General features: G+C 69.8%; 22 protein-coding genes. 5 read left to right on the top strand and 17 right to left on the bottom strand.

Annotated features, from left to right (window positions below):
- Nucleotides 1-145: 145 nt before the first annotated feature.
- On the bottom strand, nucleotides 146-442 hold the full coding sequence (locus tag H4W31_RS02020; RefSeq protein ID WP_192772821.1) for a hypothetical protein: 297 nt from the start codon (nucleotides 440-442) through the stop codon (nucleotides 146-148).
- Between H4W31_RS02020 and H4W31_RS02025 the strand changes: the two genes are divergently transcribed.
- The gene (locus H4W31_RS02025; RefSeq protein WP_192765078.1) at nucleotides 354-614 is read left to right on the top strand and encodes a DUF397 domain-containing protein; all 261 of its coding nucleotides are present in this window, start codon (nucleotides 354-356) and stop codon (nucleotides 612-614) included. The genes H4W31_RS02020 and H4W31_RS02025 overlap by 89 nt on opposite strands.
- Here the strand turns inward: H4W31_RS02025 and H4W31_RS02030 are convergent.
- The 5 genes from H4W31_RS02030 to H4W31_RS02050 form a co-directional block, all read right to left on the bottom strand.
- Nucleotides 588-1,769: an RNA polymerase sigma factor gene (locus H4W31_RS02030; RefSeq protein ID WP_192765079.1), complete on the bottom strand. Its 1,182-nt coding sequence runs from the start codon at nucleotides 1,767-1,769 to the stop codon at nucleotides 588-590. The genes H4W31_RS02025 and H4W31_RS02030 overlap by 27 nt on opposite strands.
- A 74-nt stretch (nucleotides 1,770-1,843) precedes the next feature.
- Nucleotides 1,844-2,194: a YciI family protein gene (locus H4W31_RS02035; RefSeq protein WP_192765080.1), complete on the bottom strand. Its 351-nt coding sequence runs from the start codon at nucleotides 2,192-2,194 to the stop codon at nucleotides 1,844-1,846.
- Complete coding sequence (locus tag H4W31_RS02040; protein ID WP_192765081.1) at nucleotides 2,194-2,931, bottom strand: SRPBCC family protein; 738 nt, start codon at nucleotides 2,929-2,931, stop codon at nucleotides 2,194-2,196. The genes H4W31_RS02035 and H4W31_RS02040 overlap by 1 nt, the downstream gene beginning before the upstream one ends.
- A gap of 113 nt (nucleotides 2,932-3,044) precedes the next feature.
- Entirely contained in the window at nucleotides 3,045-3,893 is an 849-nt protein-coding gene (locus H4W31_RS02045; RefSeq protein ID WP_192765082.1) for a 3-hydroxyacyl-CoA dehydrogenase family protein, read from the bottom strand.
- A 131-nt stretch (nucleotides 3,894-4,024) separates the two neighbouring features.
- Nucleotides 4,025-4,588, bottom strand: a complete 564-nt coding sequence (locus H4W31_RS02050) for an NADPH-dependent FMN reductase (protein ID WP_192765083.1) — start codon at nucleotides 4,586-4,588, stop codon at nucleotides 4,025-4,027.
- A 106-nt stretch (nucleotides 4,589-4,694) separates the two neighbouring features.
- On the opposite strand from H4W31_RS02050, the gene H4W31_RS02055 reads away from it, so the two are divergent.
- Entirely contained in the window at nucleotides 4,695-5,183 is a 489-nt protein-coding gene (locus H4W31_RS02055) for a MarR family winged helix-turn-helix transcriptional regulator (protein ID WP_192765084.1), read from the top strand.
- Nucleotides 5,184-5,203: 20 nt separating this feature from the next.
- Here the strand turns inward: H4W31_RS02055 and murA are convergent, their stop codons facing one another.
- Complete coding sequence (murA, locus tag H4W31_RS02060) at nucleotides 5,204-6,754, bottom strand: UDP-N-acetylglucosamine 1-carboxyvinyltransferase (protein ID WP_225945356.1); 1,551 nt, start codon at nucleotides 6,752-6,754, stop codon at nucleotides 5,204-5,206.
- Between murA and H4W31_RS02065 the strand changes: the two genes are divergently transcribed.
- Entirely contained in the window at nucleotides 6,753-7,325 is a 573-nt protein-coding gene (locus H4W31_RS02065) for a cob(I)yrinic acid a,c-diamide adenosyltransferase (RefSeq protein WP_192765085.1), read from the top strand. The two genes, murA and H4W31_RS02065, sit on opposite strands and share 2 nt — an antisense overlap.
- A 6-nt stretch (nucleotides 7,326-7,331) precedes the next feature.
- Nucleotides 7,332-7,736, top strand: a complete 405-nt coding sequence (locus tag H4W31_RS02070) for a VOC family protein (RefSeq protein ID WP_192765086.1) — start codon at nucleotides 7,332-7,334, stop codon at nucleotides 7,734-7,736.
- On the opposite strand, the gene H4W31_RS02075 is transcribed toward H4W31_RS02070, so the two are convergent.
- The 3 genes from H4W31_RS02075 to H4W31_RS02085 form a co-directional block, all read right to left on the bottom strand.
- The gene (locus tag H4W31_RS02075) at nucleotides 7,713-8,066 is read right to left on the bottom strand and encodes a hypothetical protein (protein ID WP_192765087.1); all 354 of its coding nucleotides are present in this window, start codon (nucleotides 8,064-8,066) and stop codon (nucleotides 7,713-7,715) included. The genes H4W31_RS02070 and H4W31_RS02075 overlap by 24 nt on opposite strands.
- A gap of 103 nt (nucleotides 8,067-8,169) precedes the next feature.
- Nucleotides 8,170-8,880 (bottom strand): response regulator, encoded by a 711-nt coding sequence (locus H4W31_RS02080; protein ID WP_192765088.1) that lies wholly within the window; start codon nucleotides 8,878-8,880, stop codon nucleotides 8,170-8,172.
- Nucleotides 8,877-10,187, bottom strand: coding sequence for a sensor histidine kinase (locus H4W31_RS02085; protein WP_192765089.1), 1,311 nt, complete (start codon nucleotides 10,185-10,187; stop codon nucleotides 8,877-8,879). The genes H4W31_RS02080 and H4W31_RS02085 overlap by 4 nt, the downstream gene beginning before the upstream one ends.
- A 129-nt stretch (nucleotides 10,188-10,316) precedes the next feature.
- On the opposite strand from H4W31_RS02085, the gene H4W31_RS02090 reads away from it, so the two are divergent.
- Nucleotides 10,317-10,997, top strand: a complete 681-nt coding sequence (locus tag H4W31_RS02090) for a class I SAM-dependent methyltransferase (RefSeq protein ID WP_225945358.1) — start codon at nucleotides 10,317-10,319, stop codon at nucleotides 10,995-10,997.
- Nucleotides 10,998-11,011: 14 nt separating this feature from the next.
- Here the strand turns inward: H4W31_RS02090 and H4W31_RS02095 are convergent, their stop codons facing one another.
- The 7 genes from H4W31_RS02095 to atpA form a co-directional block, all read right to left on the bottom strand.
- Nucleotides 11,012-11,452, bottom strand: coding sequence for a DUF2550 domain-containing protein (locus H4W31_RS02095; RefSeq protein WP_192765090.1), 441 nt, complete (start codon nucleotides 11,450-11,452; stop codon nucleotides 11,012-11,014).
- Between the two features lie 11 nt (nucleotides 11,453-11,463).
- Nucleotides 11,464-11,745, bottom strand: coding sequence for a F0F1 ATP synthase subunit epsilon (locus H4W31_RS02100; RefSeq protein WP_192765091.1), 282 nt, complete (start codon nucleotides 11,743-11,745; stop codon nucleotides 11,464-11,466).
- 90 nt (nucleotides 11,746-11,835) lie between these two features.
- The gene (locus H4W31_RS02105; protein WP_192771783.1) at nucleotides 11,836-12,981 is read right to left on the bottom strand and encodes an LCP family protein; all 1,146 of its coding nucleotides are present in this window, start codon (nucleotides 12,979-12,981) and stop codon (nucleotides 11,836-11,838) included.
- 379 nt (nucleotides 12,982-13,360) lie between these two features.
- Complete coding sequence (locus H4W31_RS02110; RefSeq protein ID WP_318782982.1) at nucleotides 13,361-14,446, bottom strand: LCP family protein; 1,086 nt, start codon at nucleotides 14,444-14,446, stop codon at nucleotides 13,361-13,363.
- Nucleotides 14,447-14,866: 420 nt separating this feature from the next.
- Nucleotides 14,867-16,303: a F0F1 ATP synthase subunit beta gene (gene atpD / locus H4W31_RS02115; RefSeq protein ID WP_192765093.1), complete on the bottom strand. Its 1,437-nt coding sequence runs from the start codon at nucleotides 16,301-16,303 to the stop codon at nucleotides 14,867-14,869.
- Nucleotides 16,303-17,235 (bottom strand): F0F1 ATP synthase subunit gamma, encoded by a 933-nt coding sequence (locus H4W31_RS02120; RefSeq protein WP_192765094.1) that lies wholly within the window; start codon nucleotides 17,233-17,235, stop codon nucleotides 16,303-16,305. Before H4W31_RS02120 ends, atpD begins: the two co-directional genes overlap by 1 nt.
- Nucleotides 17,236-17,244: 9 nt before the next feature.
- Nucleotides 17,245-18,900, bottom strand: a complete 1,656-nt coding sequence (gene atpA, locus H4W31_RS02125; protein ID WP_192765095.1) for a F0F1 ATP synthase subunit alpha — start codon at nucleotides 18,898-18,900, stop codon at nucleotides 17,245-17,247.
- Nucleotides 18,901-18,905: the final 5 nt, after the last annotated feature.

The raw sequence follows: 18,905 nt of genomic DNA on the forward strand, positions 1-18,905 counted from the left end.
CCGCCCCAGATGCACCCAGAGCTACTTACCAGTGACACAAAGTCACTTCATGGGCGATTTGTAGCGTATCCGACCATTTCCTGCAATGAGGAGGTTTTAGCTTCCGCTAGGCGAATCTCAAATAAAGTGGATTTTCTTCGTGCAATTAGACAAACACGTTTGTCAAATTACACACCGCCCGCCCGTTCTGCTCGACGGTCGCCCCCAGCCAGTCGAGGCCGCTCTCCGTACCGTGGTGGAGTTCCTCGACCGTGACCACCACATCGCCGCCGGGCGGCAGGTAATCGCCGCGCCGGAGCTTGACGACCCGGGGCAACAAACCCCGGGGTACGCCGGGCGGCAGCACCGCCAGGATGTTGCGAACGCGGCGCCAGTCCTGCGGCGTCAGCGGGTTAGCCCTCCCTGGCCCCACCTGGCGGACCTCGTCCCGCTCCACCAACACCGGCGGCAACTGTGTCGAGGTGGCGGATGACCTGGCTGACCGCGTACTGGTCCGGGACTCGAAGGACCGGCCGGGACCGGTGCTGACGTTCGGGCCGACTGCCTGGACGGCGTTCGTGACCGAGGTGTCCCGGGTACGGCAGCGGTCAGGAGAGCGGGCCGGTTTCCCGTAGCCGGTCGGTCAGGAACTCCTGTTCGGCGGCGTTGTCGCTGAGCGCCAGCGCCGTCCGGTACGCCTCGGCGGCCTCCGCGTACCGGCCCAGCCGGCGTAGCAGATCCGCCCTGGTCGCCGGCAGATAGCGATAACCTGCCAGCCGGCCGTCGCGCTCGATCGCCTCGACCTCGGCCAGTGCCGCCGCCGGTCCGTCCACCATGGACACCGCCACCGCCCGGTTGAGCGCGACCACGGGCGACGGCCAGATCCGCAGCAGTTCGTCATAGAGGGTACGGATCTGCGGCCAGTCGGTCTCCGGATAGCTCGGCGCCTGCGCGTGCAGTGCGGCGATCGCCGCCTGCAGGGTGAACCGACCGGGTGGGCCGGCCCGGAGCGCGGCCACCACCAGCCGATCCGCCTCGGCGATCAGCTCTCGGTCCCACGCCGACCGGTCCTGTTCCTCGATCCGTAGCAGCCGACCATCGGCATCGGTCCGAGTGGCCCGCCGCGCCTGGTGCACCAGCAGCAGGGCCAGCAGCCCGGCGACCTCGCGGTCGGCCGGCAACAGCAGCCGGAGCATCCGGGCCAGGTCGAGAGCCCGGTCGGTGAGTTCGTCGCGTACCAGATTCTCGCCGGACCAGGCGGTGTGCCCGGCGGTGTAGAGCAGGTGGACCACGGTGAGCGCCGCGCCGACCCGATCGGGCAGCTCGGCGCTCGACGGGACCCGGTACGGGATCCGGGCCGCGCTGATCTTCTTCTTGGCCCGGGTCAGCCGGGCGGCCATCGTCGGCTCGGGGACCAGGAACGCGTACGCGATGTCCGGTGTGGCGAGCCCACACACCAGTCGCAGGGTCAGCGCCACCCGTGCCTCCAGGGCAAGTGCCGGATGGCAGCAGGTGAAGACCAGGCGGAGTCGGTCGTCGGGAATCGTGTCCGGCTGATCCATCTCGGCCTCCTCCTCCGGCCCGAGCAGCAACGGCAGTTTGGCGTCGAGCGTCTGGCGTCGGCGCATCGCGTTCAGCGCGGTACGTCGGGCCGCCGTGGTCAGCCAGGCCCCGGGCCGATCGGGTACGCCGTCGCGTGGCCAGGTCCGCAACGCCTGGACGTACGCCTCCTGCACGGCCTCCTCGGCGGCGTCGAGATCGCGGGTCACCCGCACCGTCGCGGCGAGCACCCAGGCCCACTCGCGGCGGTGCGCGTCAGCGACGCTCTGGGCGACCGTGCGTCCGCCTGTGCCTCCGACCGTGCTCAGTTCGGCTCCAGGAGCTCGAAGCCGATCAGCGGCCGGACCTCCACACCGCCGCTGACGACCGGCGTCAGCCGGGCCAGCGCCAGCGCGTGGTCGAGATCCCGCGCCTCGATCACGAAGACGCCGGCCAGCGCCTCCTTGGTCTCGATGAACGGACCGTCGGTCAGCAGGTCGCCCCGGATCGCGGTCGCCGTGGTCGACGGTTCCAGCGCCAACCCGGCGACGATCCGGCCACCCAGTTCGGCGATCCGCCCCGGCAACTCCTCGTGCGCCCGCATGACCTCCGGCGGGATGTCTGCCACGCCGCCAGGGGTCTCGCGCTCGAAGATCAGCACCGCGTACTGGGGCATCAGGCCACCGCCCCGGACGGGGCCAGTGCGGCGGTCAGCCACGCCTGCCAGGTGGACGCCTCCGCCGCCTCGTCCACGCCCTCGGCGAACAGGTGGTGCGCCACCCCGACCGGCCAGCCCCAGGCGTCCCGGCCGTAGAACCGGTAGAGCGCGTCGGCACCGCGTACCCCGAGAAAGGCGTACGTGGCGTAGTCGACCGTGCCCTCGATCGGCGTCAGGCCGGCCGGCGTCAGCCGGACCCGGTCGCCGACGGCGACGTCCGGGCCGACGCCCAGGGCCCGGCGCAGCGCGGCGAAGCCGCCCCGCGCGGAGGTCTCCGGCCCGCCCGCGGAGACGTAGGCCGCGTCGTGGCCGGCGAAATGCCGCAGGTACTCCCCGAACGTGTGCTGGTAGAACGCCGTGTGCTGCCGGCAGGCGTCCAACTCACGCTCGTAGTCCCCGGCGATCACCCCACGGTGTACGTAGCGCAGGTAGGACCCCGTGCCACGCGGCTCGACCCGGTAGTCGAGTTCGTTGACGCCGTCCCCGTCCACCGCCCGGGTCACGAACCGGTTCGGCGGATCCCAGACCGTGACCGTGCCGCCGGAGCCGCTCAGCCCCCGCTCGGCCCCGCCGACCCGTGGCTCGTAGTCGATTTTCCAGAGCCAGCCGGAGGTGTGCGCGGTGAACGCCTCCCACACCTCCGACGGGCTCGCGGACAACTCGCTCTCCCAGCGCACCTCGAACTGCCTACCCATCTCAGCTGCCTCCATCGCTGTCGCTGAGCCTCGCGGCTCTCTCTACCTCACCGACAAGCGACATCCGACGGAATCGACAGCGGCCCGGAAATTTTTCTCCGGCGGTGGATGGGTCAGTACGAGTAGAAGCCCTTGCCGGTCTTCCGGCCCAGGTCACCGGCGGCGGCCATCCGTTGCAGCAGCTCCGGTGGGAAGAACTTCTCGTCGGCGGTGTCGGCGTAGATGTTCTTGGTGGCGTTCAACAGCACGTCGATGCCGGTCAGGTCGGTGGTGGCCAGCGGACCCATGGCATGGCCGAAGCCCAGCTTGCAGGCGGTGTCCAGGTCCTCCGGCGAGATCACCCCGGACTCGACGAGCTTGATGGCCTCCATCACCAGTGCGGTGATCAGCCGGGTGGTGACGAAGCCGGCGATGTCCCGGTTGACCACCACGCAGGTCTTGCCGATCTCCTCGGCGAAGGCCCGGGCGGTCGCCAGCGTCCCGTCGCTGGTCTTGTAGCCGCGTACCAGCTCACAGAGCTTCATCATCGGTACGGGCGAGAAGAAGTGCGTACCCACGACCGACTCCGGCCGCTCGGTCACCGCCGCGATCTGGGTGACCGGGATGGCCGAGGTGTTGGTCGCCAGCACCGTACCGGGGGCGCAGATCTTGTCCAGGGCCCGGAACACCTCGTGCTTGAGTTCCAGCTTCTCGAAGACCGCCTCGACCACGATGTCGGCGTCGCCGACCGCCTCCAGCTCGGTGGTCGGGGTGATCCGGGCGAGCGTCGCCTCGACGTCGCCGGCCTCGATGGTGCCCTTGGCCGCGAACTTCTCCAACGAGGTACGGATCCCGGACATGCCGCGCCGGGTGGCGGCGTCGTCGATGTCGCGGAGCGTCACCTGCCAGCCCGCCCGCGCGGCGACCTGGGCGATGCCCGAACCCATCAGACCGGCCCCGACGACCGCGAGTCGACCCGCCATGTGCTCACTCCCTCGGCTGGATTGTGTCCGTCCCGAGCACCATAACGGTCGTCCTCAGCATCGACCGACGCCGGCCGCGAGGGCATGCTCGCGGCCGGCGTCGGTGCTGTGGATCGGTGAACGTACCCGGATCAGCTCGCGGCACGCAGCGGAGCGAGCGCCGTGCTCCAGGCCACCGTCTGGTCGAGCGTGGTGTTCAGGGCGTCCCGGTGGAAGTCGTTGGGCTTGAAGACGCTGAAGTTCTCGAAGTCGGTGTGCAGCGACAGCGCCACCTGGGACCGTACGTCGGCCATCATCAGCTCGCCGGCGATCAGGCGCAGGTGCTCCACCGCGCGGGCGCCGCCGACCGAGCCGTAGCTGACGAAGCCGACGGCCTTGTTGTTCCACTCGGCGAACAGGAAGTCGATCGCGTTCTTCAGGGCACCGGAGGTGGAGTGGTTGTACTCCGGCGTCACGATCACGAACCCGTCGAACGAGGCGATCTTGGCGGCCCACTCCAGCGTGTGCGGCTGGGAGTACTGCCCCATCGACGGCGGAATGGCCTCGTCGAGGTGCGGCAGCTTGTAGTCGAGCAGGTCGATCAGCTCGTAGTCCGCGTCGCTGCGCTGCGTGGCGATATCGAGCACCCAGCGGGCCACCTGCTCGCCGTTGCGGCCGGGACGAGTGCTGCCAAGAATGATGCCAATCCTGGTCATTTCTGTAATTTCCCCTCTGAAGTTCGCAGCACTCACGTGCTTGCTCGGTCAAGCAAATATTCGGATTGTTGCTTTGTCAAGCAACTGCCGTGTTAGTGTGTTCTCCATGACAGCCGCGCCAACCCCGCTGAGCAGCGACGAGGAGGCGTTCGTCCGGGCCCTGGGCCGGGCGATCATCGTCGTTCCCCGGGCCCTGGACGCCGAGCTGATGCGCGAGCAGCGCATCTCGATGAACGAGTACGCGGCCCTCATGCACCTCTCCGAGGCGCCCGACCGGCGGATGCGGATGAGCGAACTGGCGAGCGCCTGCGACCTCTCGCTGAGCGGGATGACCCGGATCGTCACCCGGCTGGAGCAGCAGCGCTTCGTCGAACGGATCAGATGCCCCGAGGACGCCCGAGGCTGGAACGCGGTCCTCACCGACGCCGGGCTGACCCGGCTGGAGCAGGCGTACCCGGCGCACCTCGCCAGCGTCCGCCGGCACATCGTCGACCACGCCGCCGGGCTGGACCTGCCCCGGATCACCGAGGCCCTGCGACGCTTCGCCACCACGGGCGTGTGCGCGGAACACGCTACCGACAGCTCGACCGCCTGAGCCGGCCCGCCGCCCGCCGGTCATAGCGTGAAGGCCGGCTCTTCCGGCGCGGTCGCCCGCTCCACCTCGACCCCCAGCGTCCGCAGGTCGGCGATGAAGTCCGGATAGCCGCGGTCCACGTGGTGCACGTGCGAGACCTCGGTGACGCCGTCGGCGCAGAGACCGGCGATCACCAGTCCGGCACCGGCCCGGATGTCGGTGGCCCGGACCGGGGCGCTGGAGAGCCGTTCCCGACCCCGGACCACCGCGTGGTGCCCGTCCGTCTTGATGTCCGCGCCCAGCCGGGCCATCTCGTTCACGAACATGAACCGGCCGTCGAAGATGTTCTCGGTGACCAGCGAGGCCCCCTCGCTCACCGAGGCCAACGCGATCGCCATCGGCAACAGGTCGGTGGCGAACCCGGGGAACGGCAGCGTCACCACGTCGACCGCCGACGGCCGCCGGTCCAGTTGCACCCGGAACGCGTCGGCCCGGGTCTCCACCAGGCAGCCGGCGGAGACCAGCTTGTCCAGCGCGATCTCCAGGAAGGCCGGACTCGCACCGGTCACCGTCACGTCGCCCTGGGTCATCGCCGCCGCGAACGCCCAGGTACCGGCGACGATCCGGTCCCCCACCGTGGCATGGCGGACCGGATGCAGCTCGGCTACGCCCTCGATCCGCAGGGTGGAGGTGCCGGCGCCCTCGATCCGGGCCCCCATCTGGGACAGCATCGTGCAGATGTCCACGATCTCCGGTTCCCGGGCGGCGTTGTCGATCTCGGTGACGCCCCGGGCCAGCACCGCCGCCATCACCAGGTTCTCGGTGGCACCGACGCTGGGGAAGTCGAGCCAGATCGTCGCGCCGCGCAGGCCGTTCGGCGCCGACGCGATGACGAAGCCGTGCTCGCCGGAGATCTCCGCACCCATCCGGGCCAACCCGGCGACGTGCATGTCCAGCCCCCGGGAGCCGATGGCGTCCCCGCCGGGGTGGGCGACCCGGACGTACCCGCGCCGGGCCAGCAGCGGCCCGAGCACGCAGATCGACGCCCGGAGCCGGCGTACCAGGTCGTAGTCCGCCTCCGTACCGGGCGCGTCCGGCACCTCGATGGTGACCGAACAGGACCGGGCCACGCCCTCGGGACCACCTGCCGCCGCGACCCCGGCGCGCTCGGCGGACGGAACCGGTTCGTCATCGGCGAACGAGACCTGGCAGCCGAGTCGGCGCAGCACCTCGCCCATGATCGCGATATCGGTGATCCGGGGAACGTTGGTGATCACACTCCGCCCCGGCGCCAGCAGGGCCGCGGCCATCAGCTTCAGCGCGGAATTCTTGGCACCCACGACGTGCACCTGGCCGGCCAGCCGGGCACCGCCGCTCACCCTGATCACATCCACGTCGCAGATCGTAGAGTCGTCGGCCCCACCCGGCCCGGCGCCGCTGGTCCAGCCGCCGTCCGGCCCCACCGCCGACTCCGACCCCGTCGCCTCCGACCCCGCCGCCTCCGCCGCCGGCCCCGAGCCCGGCGCGCTTTCCGGGTCCGCACCGGGCCGCGCGGGCGCGATCGACGTCGACATCCGTACGCTGTGCGTCATGGCCGTCCACCTCACCCGCATCTACACCAGGGCCGGCGACGCCGGCACGACCAGGCTGAGCAACAACGAGAAGGTCGCCAAGACGGATCCGCGGATCGCCGCGTACGCCGACGTCGACGAGTGCAACGCGGCCATCGGAGTGGCGCTGGCGCTCGGCCAACTCGACGAGGGCCTCCGGTCGGTGCTGGGCACGATCCAGAACGACCTCTTCGACGTCGGCGCCGACCTGTCCAACCCGGTCGAGCCGGAGCCGGCGTACCCGCCGTTGCGGGTCACCGAGGAGTACGTGCTCCGGCTGGAGGGCTGGTGCGACGAGTACAACGCGGAGCTGGCCAAACTCGACTCCTTCATTCTTCCCGGCGGGACCCCCGGAGCGGCGCTGCTGCACGTGGCGCGCACGATCGCCCGGCGTGCGGAGCGCTCGGCATGGGCGCTGCTCAGTGCCGAACCAGATCGAACCAGTACCCTTCCGGCAAAGTATCTCAACCGTCTCTCGGATCTGCTGTTCATCCTGGGAAGAACGGCGAATCCGGACGGCGACGTGCTATGGGTCCCCGGCGCTAACCGGTAGCCCCCGGTGGGCGGGTTGCACCATGTCGAGGTCTGGGTACCCGACCTCGGCCGCGCCGAACGTAGCTGGGGCTGGCTCCTCGGCGAGCTGGGCTGGACCCCGGAGCAGAGCTGGCCGGCCGGGCGCTCCTGGCGACTCGGGCCGACGTACCTGGTGCTGGAGGAGTCCACCGCGCTGTCGTCCCGGCGGCACGACCGGCTCGCCCCGGGCCTCAATCACCTGGCCTTCCACGCCGGCCCGCCGGCCGCGGTGGACCGGCTGGTCGCCGGGTCGTCGGCGTACGGCTGGTCGCTGCTCTTCGCCGACCGCCACCCGTACGCCGGTGGGCCGGACAACTACGCCGGTTACCTGACCGACGAGTCCGGATTCGAGGTGGAACTCTGCGCCTCAGTCCCCACTCCCGGGGACTGACCGTCCGGTGGTTCCCCGGCCGACCGGAAAGGGTCGCCGGGTTCCCGGACCGGCCGGCCGGTGCGGTTGCCCCAACGGTGAGCCGCTCCTGCGCCGGAGGCGCCGCCGACGCAGCGGGGCGGGTACGGGCACCGGCGTGGGAACGGATGGGCTGGGCGGCGGGCCGCTGGCGTCGTACCCGATGACAGCGGACCGGGCCCGGAGCCGGCGCCCGAGCCACAGCCCGGCCAGCAGCCCCACCTCGACGGCCAGCAACGCCCCGGCGGCCAGGTACAGCCAGCCGGGCAGCAGTCCGCTGAGACGGTCGACGAGCACGACGACGGGGTCCACCGGTCAACCGTGCCGGGCGGGGCGGGCGCTCAGCCTCGTACCGTCAGCCACCCGGGCTCCGTCGACTGGCCGGCCGGCACCCTAGGGGCCGGACGGGCCGGGTTCAGGGTCGCCCCTCGGCGTCGTGCGGGTCGATCGGCTGGAAGGCGTCGTCGACCAGGCCGAGGCGGTGCGCGACCACCGCGGCCTGGACCCGGTTGCGGAGCCCGAGCTTGTCCATCGCGGCCGAGACGTGCGTCTTGACCGTGGTGATGCCCAGGTGCATCCGCGCGGCGATCTCGGCGTTGGAGAGCCCGGCCCCGACCAGGGCCAGCACCTCGCGCTCCCGGCCGCTGAGCAGCCGCCGCCCCGAGGGGCGCAGGTTGTCGACCTCCCGCTCGGCCTCCCGGGTGTGCGCCAGCAACGCACGGTTGACGATCCGGGCCAGTACCGCCGGGGCCAGCAGTGGTTCGCCCCGGGCCGCCCGCCCCACGGCCTCCACCAGGTCCTCCGGGGCACCGTCCTTGACCAGGTAGCCGATCGCACCGGCACCGAGCGCCCCATAGATGTTGGCGTCGTCGGCGAAGGTGGTGAGCACCAGTACCCGGGTGGCCGGATGCTGGTCGAGGATCCTCCGGGTCGCCTCGATGCCGTCCATCCGGGGCATCCGCAGATCCATCAGTACGACGTCCGGGCGCAGCCGTTCGGCCAGCCGGACCGCCTCGCGGCCGTCACCCGCCTCGCCGACGATGTCGAACCCGCCGGCGGTACGCAGCAGCAGCGTGACACCGGCCCGGACCAGGGCCTGGTCGTCCACCACGAGTACCCGGATCATCGCCCGGACCGCCCGGCACGCTCGGCACGCTCGGCCTCGACCGGCCGGTTGAGGACCTTCTCCCGGAGCTGGCCGGTGGCGGTCTTCTCCCTGTTCTGGCCGGGTTGGCCGGACGTCTTCTCCGCGATCGGGCCGGTGGCCGCCTTCTCCCTGATCGGCAGGTGCGCGGCCAGGCGCCAGCCGCCGCTGCCGGTAGGGCCGGCGAGCAGCGTCCCGCCGAGCAGCCGGACCCGTTCCCGCATTCCCGCCAGTCCGTGCCCGGACGGCGGCAGCAGGGACGGCCGGGGGTGCTCCGGCCCGGTGTCGAGCACCTCGACCAGCAGCCCCGTGCCATCGGGCCGGATGTCCACCGAGGCGGTCGCGCCGGGGCCGGCGTGCTTGAGGGTGTTGGTCAGCCCCTCCTGGACCACCCGGGCGGCGGTGGTCCGCACCACCAGCGGGGCGTCGCCGACATCGGGGGCCAGGTTCATCTCGACCGCCACGCCGGCCGCCCGGACCCGCTGCTCCGCGTCGGTGATCAGCTGCTCGGGCTCGATCGGCGGTCCGCCCGCGGTCACCGCGTCGGGATCACGCAGCACCTCCAGCAACGCCCGCAGCTCGTCGAGCACCTGGCCGGCGGTGACCCGCAGGTCACCGAGCGCGTGCACGGCGTCGTCCACCCGGCCGGTACGGCGGGCGGCGTACTGGGCCGCGCCCGCCTGTAGCGCGATGGCCCCCACGTGGTGCGCGACGATGTCGTGCAGGTCCCGGGCGATGGCGGCGCGCTCGGCCAGCCGCGCGGCCCGGGTCTGGATCTCCTGCTGTGCCTCCACGTCGCGGGCCCGCTCCTCGGCCAACTGGGCCACCCGGCGTACCCCGCTGAGGTAGCGGGCGAGGGCGACCGGGGCGATGACGAAGCCGGCGAACCCGGCGAGCTGGATGAACCCCTGCTGTCCGGGCAGCAGCCCGTCGCTGCCGGGCCCGACCAGATGGACCAGTGAGGCGGCGTACGCCAGCCCCAGCGCCGCGCCGACGAACGGCCACCTGGCGGTGAAGGCGACGAGGCCCACCGCGACCAGCGCCCCGAACTGGGCGACGTCCCCGGCCCACGGCGCGGTCCAGTTGGCGACCGCCAGCAGCAGACACTCGACCACCAGCACCGGCCAGGGCCATCGGCGGGCACCGACCAGGATCAGCCCGGCGGTCACCGTGACCGCGAGCGCGAGCGGGCGGGTCTCTACCACCGGCCAGCCGAGCTTGGTCAGTCCCAAGCCACCGCCGACCAGCCCGAGCAGCACATCCGGCCACCAACTTCGCTGATCCCGCACGATCGCAACGATACGGAGCGGATCCGCGACCGGCGAACTGGCCATTCGCCGGGCCGCCTCCTCCAACTGGCCGATACACCGACCGGCAGGACGACATCGAAAGAAGATCAGCTCGCCTAGCTTCGGTCCGTGCCTACCGAAATGATCTCGTTTTTGACCCAGTTGGCCCGCAGCCCTCGGGCAGTCGGCGCGATCGCGCCCAGCGGAATCCCACTGGCCGAACGGATCACCGCGACGATCCCCCGGACCGGCGAGCCGTTGGTGGTCGAACTCGGGCCCGGCACCGGAGCCTTCACCCGAGTGATCCAGCGCCGCCTGGCCGGCCAGGGCAGGCATCTCGCCCTGGAGATCAACCCGATCTTCGCCGACCGTCTGGCCCGGGACCATCCCGCGGTCGACGTGCTCCAGGCCGATGCCGGGAACCTGGCCGACCTGCTCAGCGAGCGGAACCTTCCCCGTGCCGAGGCGATCGTCAGCGGTCTGCCCTGGGCGGTGTTCACCGCGGAACGGCAGCGGGAGATCCTCGGTGCCGTCGTCGCGGCTCTCGCCGACGACGGCGCGTTCACCACGTTCGCGTACCAGCACGCCCGGTGGGCACCCCCGGCGCGCCGGCTGCACCGGACCCTGCGCGAGCTGTTCGAGGAGGTCGTCGTCGGCGGAACGGTGTGGGCGAACCTACCTCCGGCGGTGGTCTACCACTGTCGCCGACCGGTCCGGAAGCCCCTGCTGGAGGAGGCCGGTACGGCGAAGGTCGCCCGTCAGCCGTCGTCGGTCCGGCCGCTGAACCTGCCCCACCCGGTCCAGTCCTGACGCTTGAGGGGTCTTCAGTCCCGGAGCATCAAATGCGAAACCGCCCCGGGAGGGGCGGATTCAAGCCAGGAGAGGAAGCCGGTGACCGTGGACTTCGCCATCGCGATCTCCACGGGCGCCTGGTGGCTCACACATCGCAGGATCACCCAGTCCGCCGGCATGATCAGTCGTTCCTGACCCTCGGGGAGTCGCCGTCGTTCCACCGCTAGCCCGCGCCGGGTCAGCACCCGTTTCGGCCCGAACGAGAGGCTGAACATCCGGTACCACCGGAGTTCGGTCTCGGCGAACCGGGCGAAGCCCGGCGACCAGCCCCGCCCGTCGAGCATGGTCGAGACCCGCACGCTGAGTCGGATGATGCCGCCGGACCGGGCGACCAGGGCCCGCCGGAGGAAGAGCGCCCCGACCGCGAGGAGGAATACCAGAACGCCGATCCCGATCCAACGCAGAACCAGCATCGACGTCTCGGTCAGCGCGTCGCGGACTCGGTTACCGGGCTGGCGCTCTCGGCCAGGACCGTGACACCGTCGCCGGTCACCGACAGGAATCCGCCGGTCACCTCGTAGGTGAGCTGCTCGCCACCGGCCAGCTTGATGCGTACCTGGCCGGGCTCGGCGAGCTGACCCAGCAGCGGCGCGTGTCCCGGCAGCACTCCGAGCTCACCTTCGGTCGTCCGCGCGACGACCATCTCGGCGTCACCCGTCCAGATCTTCTCCTCGACGGATACGAGCTCGACCTGAAGCTGTGCCACGCTGTCTCCTTGCTGCGGCGGCGGGATTGGGGCAAGTCTAATCCGGCTCCCGCCGCCGCACCCAGCCGGGTGGCCCAGTTCGCGATCAGGTCACTTGACCTTGTTCAGCAACTCCGGGTTCGAGATCACGAAGGTGTCGACGGTGCCGGCCCGGAGCGCCTCGAAGAACTCGGCGGCGATCGGTTGGAACCGCTCACCCTTGTAGTCGCTGCCGGTGCCGACGCCACCGCCGGGCAGCTTGATCATCTGGATCGAGTCCGACCGCAGGTTGCGCAGCGCGAAGCCGAAGTCGATCAACTTGTGCCCCCGACCGCTGAAGATCAAGGACTTCCCCGCCGCCCGCAGTACGGAGTCCATCTTGATCGGGTTGGTCACCACGTCCTTGCTCAGCGCCTGGTCGGCCATTGCCCGGACGAACTGCTGCTGGTGCCGCTGGCGGCCGTAGTCGCCGTCGACGACCCCGCTGCTCGGGTAGCGCTGCCGGACGTAGTCCAGCGCCTGCCAGCCCTTCAGGTGCCGGGTGCCCTTCTTGTACTGGGCCTGCGGGCCGACGTAACCCTGGCCGACGGACTTGTGCGTCCGGTGTGAGCCGTCCGGCCGACGGTGCTCCGACTTCACGTTCTGGTCGATGTACATCGTGACGCCACCCATGGCGTCGACGATCTTCAGGAATCCGCCGAAGTTGATGATCCCGCCGGCGTCGAACCGCTTGATCCCGGTCACCTTGGAGACCGTCAGGGAGAGCAGTTCGAAGCCCTGCGCCGCGTCCGGGAGCTTCTTGCCGGGCACCCGGCTGCCAAACGCCATCGCGGCGTTCAGCTTCGTCTTCTCGCCCGAGAAGTCGGCCTTGGGGAAGCGGGGGATGTCGACCAGCAGGTCCCGGGGCATCGAGAAGAGGTACGCCGAGTCGAGCGCCTGGTTCACGTGCAGCACCATGATCGAGTCAGCCAGTGGCGGCGTCTCCGGCTGCCGTGGGTCGATGCCGACCAGCAGGATGTTCAGCGGTCCCTTGATGTCCGACTTCTTCTCCGTGGCCGCCGCTCCGGCAGCCTCGTCGCCGAAGAGGTCCTCCTGGGCCACCGCGCCCTCGTAGCGGGCGAGCATCGCCTCGAAGCCGACCAGCACCGCCCCGCTGAGCAGCACCAGCACCGCCCCGAAGATGGTGCAGAGCCGGGCCCAGGTCGGCACGTTGGACTTCCGGCGGCGGCCCTCCTTGACCGGCCGCCCGGTGCCCAGATAGCCGACCTCCGAGTCGCCGCCGACCGCCCCGGCACCACCGGACCGCCCTCTTCCGGCTCGGCCCGCACGCTTGTTGGACCGGCCAGCATCCTCGCCGTCCTCGATCACCAGCATCTCCATCCGTAGCGCCCATCCGAGCGTCGCGTCCGTGAATAAGGACGGACCCGCCGGGGCGGAACGTTGCAGAGATCAAGGACGAGTTCCGTGAACGTTGGATGGATCGGCGATGAAATCCGCCGGTCGACACCGACGGGTGCCGACGCTTCCCGCAAGGTTGCCAGGTCAGCCGTACTGCACGCGGGTGCCCGCGTTCCGGGCACAGCGACGGACGGTGGGCCGTGGGCCGTAGATCAACGGTCGGCAGTCCGCGATCGGCTCACTTGACCTTGTTCAGCAGCTCCGGGTGGGAGATCACGAAGGTGTCGATGGTGCCGTCCTGCAGGGCATCGAAGAAGTCCGCCGCGACCGGCTTGAACGCCTCGCCCTTGTAGTCGCCGTCCTCGACCACGCCGCCGCCCGGCAGTTTGATCATCTGGATCGAGTCCGACCGCAGCCCCCGCATGGCGAAGCCGAAGTCGATGAGGTCGTGCCCCCGACCGTTGAAGATCAGCGCCTTACCGGCCGCCCGCAGGACGGCGTCGAGCTTGATCGGATTGGTCACCACGTCCTTGCTCAGCGCCTGGTCGGCCATTGCCCGGACGAACTGCTGCTGGTGGCGCTGCCGGTCGTAGTCGCCGTTCGGCAGGCCGTACCGCTGCCGGACGTAGTCCAGCGCCTGCCAGCCCTTCAGGTGGGCGTTGCCCTTCTTGTACTGCGCCTGCGGGCCGAGATAGCCGTTCCCACCGGGCTTGAGCGTACGGGCGTTGCCGTTCGGCTGCTTGTGCTCCGACTTGACGTTGGAGTCGATGTACATGTCGACGCCACCCATCGCGTCGACGATCTTCTGAAAGCCGCTGAAGTTGATGATCGCTCCGGCGTCGAACCGCTCGATCCCGGTCAGCTTGCTGACGGTGAGCGAGAGCAACTCGAACCCACGGTTGGCGTCCGGCAGCTTGGCCCCCGGCACCTTGCTGCCGTGCGACATGGCGGCGTTCAGCTTCTCGGTCCCACCCGAGTAGTCGGCCTTGGGGAAGGCCGGGATCTGCACCAGGAGATCCCGGGGCATCGAGAAGAGGTACGCCGAGTCGAGCGTCTCGTTGACGTGCAGCACCATGATCGAGTCGGCCAACGGCGACCACTCCGGCGTACGCGGGTCGATCCCCACCAGCAGGATGTTCAACGGGCCCTTGATGTCCGACTTCTTCTCCGGCAGTGCCCCGGCGGCCTCGTCGCCGAAGAGGTCGCCCTCCTGCACGGCACCGGAGTAGCGGGCGAGAACCGCCTCGAACCCGACCAGCGCGGTTCCGCTGACGAAGACCAGCACCGCCCCGAAGATGGTGCAGATCCGGGCCCAGCGCGGCACCCGTGACCTGCGTCGCTGCCGCCGGCCCGGACCGGCCTGGTCGGCACCCGGGCGGTCCGATCCCGGCGGCCCGCCACCCGGACGACTCGGATCCGCGTGCCTGCGGCGCGCTCTCCTGCTCGGCCGGTCAGCGCCCTTGCCGCCTCCACCCACCAGACATCTCCGTTCGTAGCGCCCTGTGAAGTTCGTAGCGCCCTGTCGTGCAGAAGGACGGGCCCACGGGGCACAGACGTTGCAGAAAACGCTGGATATGCGGACCGCCAACGACGGTACCCGGCCAATCCGGGTAACCAAAGCACCGGAACCAGGTAAAAATCGGTGAAATCGGCTCGGATGTCCTCCCGGCGGCACCCGCGCGGAAACGACAGAACCGCACCGGCCGATGCCGGTGCGGTTCTGTGCCGTTACGTGCCGGGCGAACTAGTCCTTCATCAGCTCGCGGGCGTTGCGCTCCAGGTCGTCCAGGCCACCGCACATGAAGAAGGCCTGCTCGGGGAAGTGGTCGAACTCACCCTCGGCGATCTTCTTGAACGCCTCGACGGTGTCCTTGACCGGCACGTACGAGCCCTTGATCCCGGTGAAGACCTCGGCCGCGTACGTGTTCTGCGACAGGAACCGCTCGATCCGACGGGCCCGGCCGACGGTGAGCTTGTCCTCTTCCGAGAGCTCCTCGATACCGAGGATGGCGATGATGTCCTGCAGGTCCTTGTAGCGCTGCAGGATCCGCTTCACCTCGGAGGCGACCGCGAAGTGCTCGGCGCCGACGAACTCCGGCGCGAGGATCCGGGACGAGGACGCCAGCGGGTCCACCGCCGGGTAGATGCCCTTGTCGGAGATCGACCGCTCCAGGTTGGTGGTGGCGTCGAGGTGGGCGAAGGTGGTGGCCGGCGCCGGGTCGGTGTAGTCGTCCGCCGGCACGTAGATCGCCTGCATCGAGGTGATCGCCTGGCCCTTGACCGAGGTGATCCGCTCCTGCAACTCGCCCATCTCGTCGGCCAGGGTCGGCTGGTAACCCACCGCGCTCGGCATCCGGCCGAGCAGGGTGGAGACCTCCGAACCGGCCTGGGTGAACCGGAAGATGTTGTCGATGAACAGCAGCACCTCCTGCTTGTTCACGTCCCGGAAGTACTCCGCCATGGTCAGCGCCGAGAGGGCGACCCGCAGCCGGGTGCCCGGCGGCTCGTCCATCTGGCCGTAGACCAGCGCGGTCTTGTCGATCACGCCGGACTCGGTCATCTCGTGGATCAGGTCGTTGCCCTCACGGGTCCGCTCACCCACCCCGGCGAACACCGAGGTGCCACCGAAGTTGTTGGCGACCCGGGTGATCATCTCCTGGATCAGCACCGTCTTGCCCACGCCGGCACCGCCGAAGAGGCCGATCTTGCCACCCTTGACGTACGGGGCGAGCAGGTCGAGCACCTTGATGCCGGTCTCCAGCATCTCGGTCTTCGGCTCCAGGTCCGCGAAGGCGGGCGCCTTGCGGTGGATCCCCCAGTGGTCGGCCGCCTCGAACTTCTCGCCCTCCTTGAGGTTGAGCACCTCGCCGATGGCGTTGAAGACGTGGCCCTTGGTGGCGTCACCGACCGGCACCATGATCGGCGAACCGGTGTCGCGTACCTCGGTGCCGCGGACCAGACCGTCGGTCGGCTGCATCGAGATGGTCCGGACCATGTTGCCGCCCAGGTGCTGGGCGACCTCCAGGGTCAGGGTCTTCTGGCCACCGGAGAGATTCACGTCCACCTTGAGGGCGTTGAAGATCTCCGGCATGGCGTCGCGCGGGAACTCGGCGTCGACGACCGGGCCGATGACCCGGACCACGCGGCCCGTCGCGGTCTTGGTCTCTACTGGAGCAGTCATCACACTTCACTTCCCGACGCGGCGAGCGCGTTGGCGCCGCCGACGATCTCACTGATCTCCTGGGTGATCCCGGCCTGACGTGCCGAGTTCATCTCGCGCGTGTAAGTCTCGATCATCTCTTCGGCGTTGTCCGTCGCGCTCTTCATCGCCCGACGGCGGGCCGCCGACTCGCTGGCCGCCGACTCGATCAACGCCGCGTAGATCCGCGTGTTGATGTACTTCGGCAGCAGCGCGTCGAGCAGTGCGTCCGCCTCCGGCTCGAACTCGTACGCCGGCAGCAACCCCTCGGAGCGCGGCCGGTCCTCGACCTCCATCGGGCCGATGATCCGGGCCACCGGAGTCTGCGACATCAGCGACTTGAACTGCGTGTAGACGATGTGCAGTTCGTCGACGCCGAGTACGCCGTCGATCCCCGGGTCGCCGCCCTCGACGTCATCCGCGCCGGAGGTGAACGCCTTGATCAGCGTCTCACCGACCTGCTTGGCGTCGGCGAACGACGGCTGCTCCGAGAAACCGGTCCAGCTCGCCTCGATCTTCCGCTGGCGGAACTTGTAGAACGTCACGCCCTTACGGCCGATGACGTACAGCACCGGCTCCTTGCCGTCGGCCTTGAGCCGCGCGATCAGCGACTCCGCGGCCTTGATCGCGTTGGAGCTGTAGCCACCGGCGAGGCCGCGGTCACTGGTGACCACGACCACGCCGGCCCGGCGGACCTTCGGCCGCGCGGTGAGCAGCGGGTGGTCGATGGCCGCGTTGGACGCCAGCGCCGTGAGCACGCCGGTGATGGCCTGGGCGTACGGCTGTGACGCCGCGACCCGGGACTGGGCCTTGGCGAGTCGGCTCGTCGCGACGAGCTCCATCGCCTTGGTGATCTTCTTCATCGACTTCGCCGAGCGGATCCGTTGACGAAGAACACGTACCTGGGCAGCCACCGGTCAGCCCTACTGCTTCTCGGCCGAGGCGGACTCGCCGCCCTCGCGGTACCGGGTGACCTTCTCGCGGTCCTGCTCGCCCTCCATCGGCCGGGCAGCCGCGTCGTTGACCCGCACCTCGTCTTCCTTGCCAAGGAACATCTGCTTAAACCGCTCAACGGCCTCGTTCAGGGCGTTGACGATGTCGTCGTCCCAGTTGTTGTCCGCGATCGACTGCAACGTCGGCTTGTACTGGTGGCGGAGGAACTCCAGGAACTCGTTCTCGAACCGGCGGACCTCACCGATCGCGATGTCGTCCAGCTTGCCCTCGGTGCCGATCCAGACCGCGACGACCTGCTCGTGCACCGGCAGCGGCGCGTAGTTCGTCTGCTTCAGCAGCTCGACAAGCCGGGCGCCCCGGCTGAGCTGGTCCTGCGAGGCCCGGTCCAGGTCCGAGGCCAGCGCGGCGAACGCCTCCAGCTCGCGGTACTGGGCCAGGTCCAGGCGGAGCCGGCCGGCCACCTTCCGCATCGGCTTCACCTGGGCGGCGCCGCCGACCCGGGAGACCGAGGTACCGACGTTGATCGCCGGCCGGACACCCTGGTTGAACAGGTCCGTTTCCAGGAAGATCTGGCCGTCGGTGATCGAGATCACGTTCGTCGGGATGAACGCCGAGATGTCGTTGCCCTTGGTCTCGATGATCGGCAGGCCGGTCATCGAGCCGCCGCCCATCTCGTCCGAGAGCTTCGCGCAGCGCTCCAGCAGCCGGGAGTGCAGGTAGAAGACGTCACCCGGGTACGCCTCACGGCCCGGCGGGCGACGCAGCAGCAGCGAGACCGCCCGGTACGCCTCCGCCTGCTTGGTCAGGTCGTCGAAGACGATCAGGACGTGCTTGCCGGCGTACATCCAGTGCTGGCCGATGGCCGAGCCGGTGTACGGGGCGATGTACTTGAAGCCGGCCGGGTCCGAGGCCGGCGAGGCGACGATGGTGGTGTACTCCATCGCGCCGTGCTCCTCCAGCAGCCCCTTCACCGAGGCGATGGTGGAGCCCTTCTGGCCGATCGCGACGTAGATGCAGCGGACCTGCTTGGCCGGGTCGCCGGAGCGCCAGTTGTCCCGCTGGTTCAGGATCGTGTCCAGCGCGACGGTGGTCTTGCCGGTCCGCCGGTCACCGATGATCAGCTGCCGCTGACCCCGGCCGATCGCGGTCATCGCGTCGATGGCCTTGATCCCGGTCTGCAACGCCTCGCTGACGCTCTGCCGGGCCATCACGTTCGGAGCCTGCAGCTCCAGCTCGCGGTAGCCCTCGTTGGCGAGGTCACCCAGACCGTCGATCGGGTTGCCGAGCGCGTCGACGACGCGGCCGAGGAACGCGTCGCCGACCGGCGCCGAGAGCACCCGGCCGGTCCGCTTGACCCGCTGGCCCTCCTCGATGCCGGAGTAGTCGCCGAGCACCACGACGCCGATGTCCCGGACGTCGAGGTTCAGCGCCAGTCCGAGAGTGCCGTCCTCGAACTCCAGCAGCTCGTTGGTCATGGTCGAGGGCAGGCCCTCGACGTGGGCGATGCCGTCACCGGCGTCGGCGACGGTGCCGACCTCCTCACGGGAGACGTCGGGCGAATAGGAGGAGACGTAGCGCTCCAGCGCGCCGCGGATCTCCTCCGACGAGATGGTCAGCTCGGCCATCCTCT

The sequence above is a fragment of the Plantactinospora soyae genome (assembly GCF_014874095.1).
In the GTDB taxonomy this organism is placed as follows: Bacteria; Actinomycetota; Actinomycetes; order Mycobacteriales; family Micromonosporaceae; genus Plantactinospora; species Plantactinospora soyae.

What these genes read in the sequence shown, in the direction of transcription:
- H4W31_RS02025 (WP_192765078.1), top strand. Translation starts at nt 354, where the DNA reads ATGTTGCGAACGCGGCGCCAGTCCTGCGGCGTCAGCGGGTTAGCCCTC.
- H4W31_RS02035 (WP_192765080.1), bottom strand. Translation starts at nt 2,194, where the DNA reads ATGCCCCAGTACGCGGTGCTGATCTTCGAGCGCGAGACCCCTGGCGGC.
- H4W31_RS02040 (WP_192765081.1), bottom strand. Translation starts at nt 2,931, where the DNA reads ATGGGTAGGCAGTTCGAGGTGCGCTGGGAGAGCGAGTTGTCCGCGAGC.
- H4W31_RS02045 (WP_192765082.1), bottom strand. Translation starts at nt 3,893, where the DNA reads ATGGCGGGTCGACTCGCGGTCGTCGGGGCCGGTCTGATGGGTTCGGGC.
- H4W31_RS02050 (WP_192765083.1), bottom strand. Translation starts at nt 4,588, where the DNA reads ATGACCAGGATTGGCATCATTCTTGGCAGCACTCGTCCCGGCCGCAAC.
- H4W31_RS02055 (WP_192765084.1), top strand. Translation starts at nt 4,695, where the DNA reads ATGACAGCCGCGCCAACCCCGCTGAGCAGCGACGAGGAGGCGTTCGTC.
- H4W31_RS02065 (WP_192765085.1), top strand. Translation starts at nt 6,753, where the DNA reads ATGGCCGTCCACCTCACCCGCATCTACACCAGGGCCGGCGACGCCGGC.
- murA (WP_225945356.1), bottom strand. Translation starts at nt 6,754, where the DNA reads ATGACGCACAGCGTACGGATGTCGACGTCGATCGCGCCCGCGCGGCCC.
- H4W31_RS02080 (WP_192765088.1), bottom strand. Translation starts at nt 8,880, where the DNA reads ATGATCCGGGTACTCGTGGTGGACGACCAGGCCCTGGTCCGGGCCGGT.
- H4W31_RS02095 (WP_192765090.1), bottom strand. Translation starts at nt 11,452, where the DNA reads ATGCTGGTTCTGCGTTGGATCGGGATCGGCGTTCTGGTATTCCTCCTC.
- atpD (WP_192765093.1), bottom strand. Translation starts at nt 16,303, where the DNA reads ATGACTGCTCCAGTAGAGACCAAGACCGCGACGGGCCGCGTGGTCCGG.
- atpA (WP_192765095.1), bottom strand. Translation starts at nt 18,900, where the DNA reads ATGGCCGAGCTGACCATCTCGTCGGAGGAGATCCGCGGCGCGCTGGAG.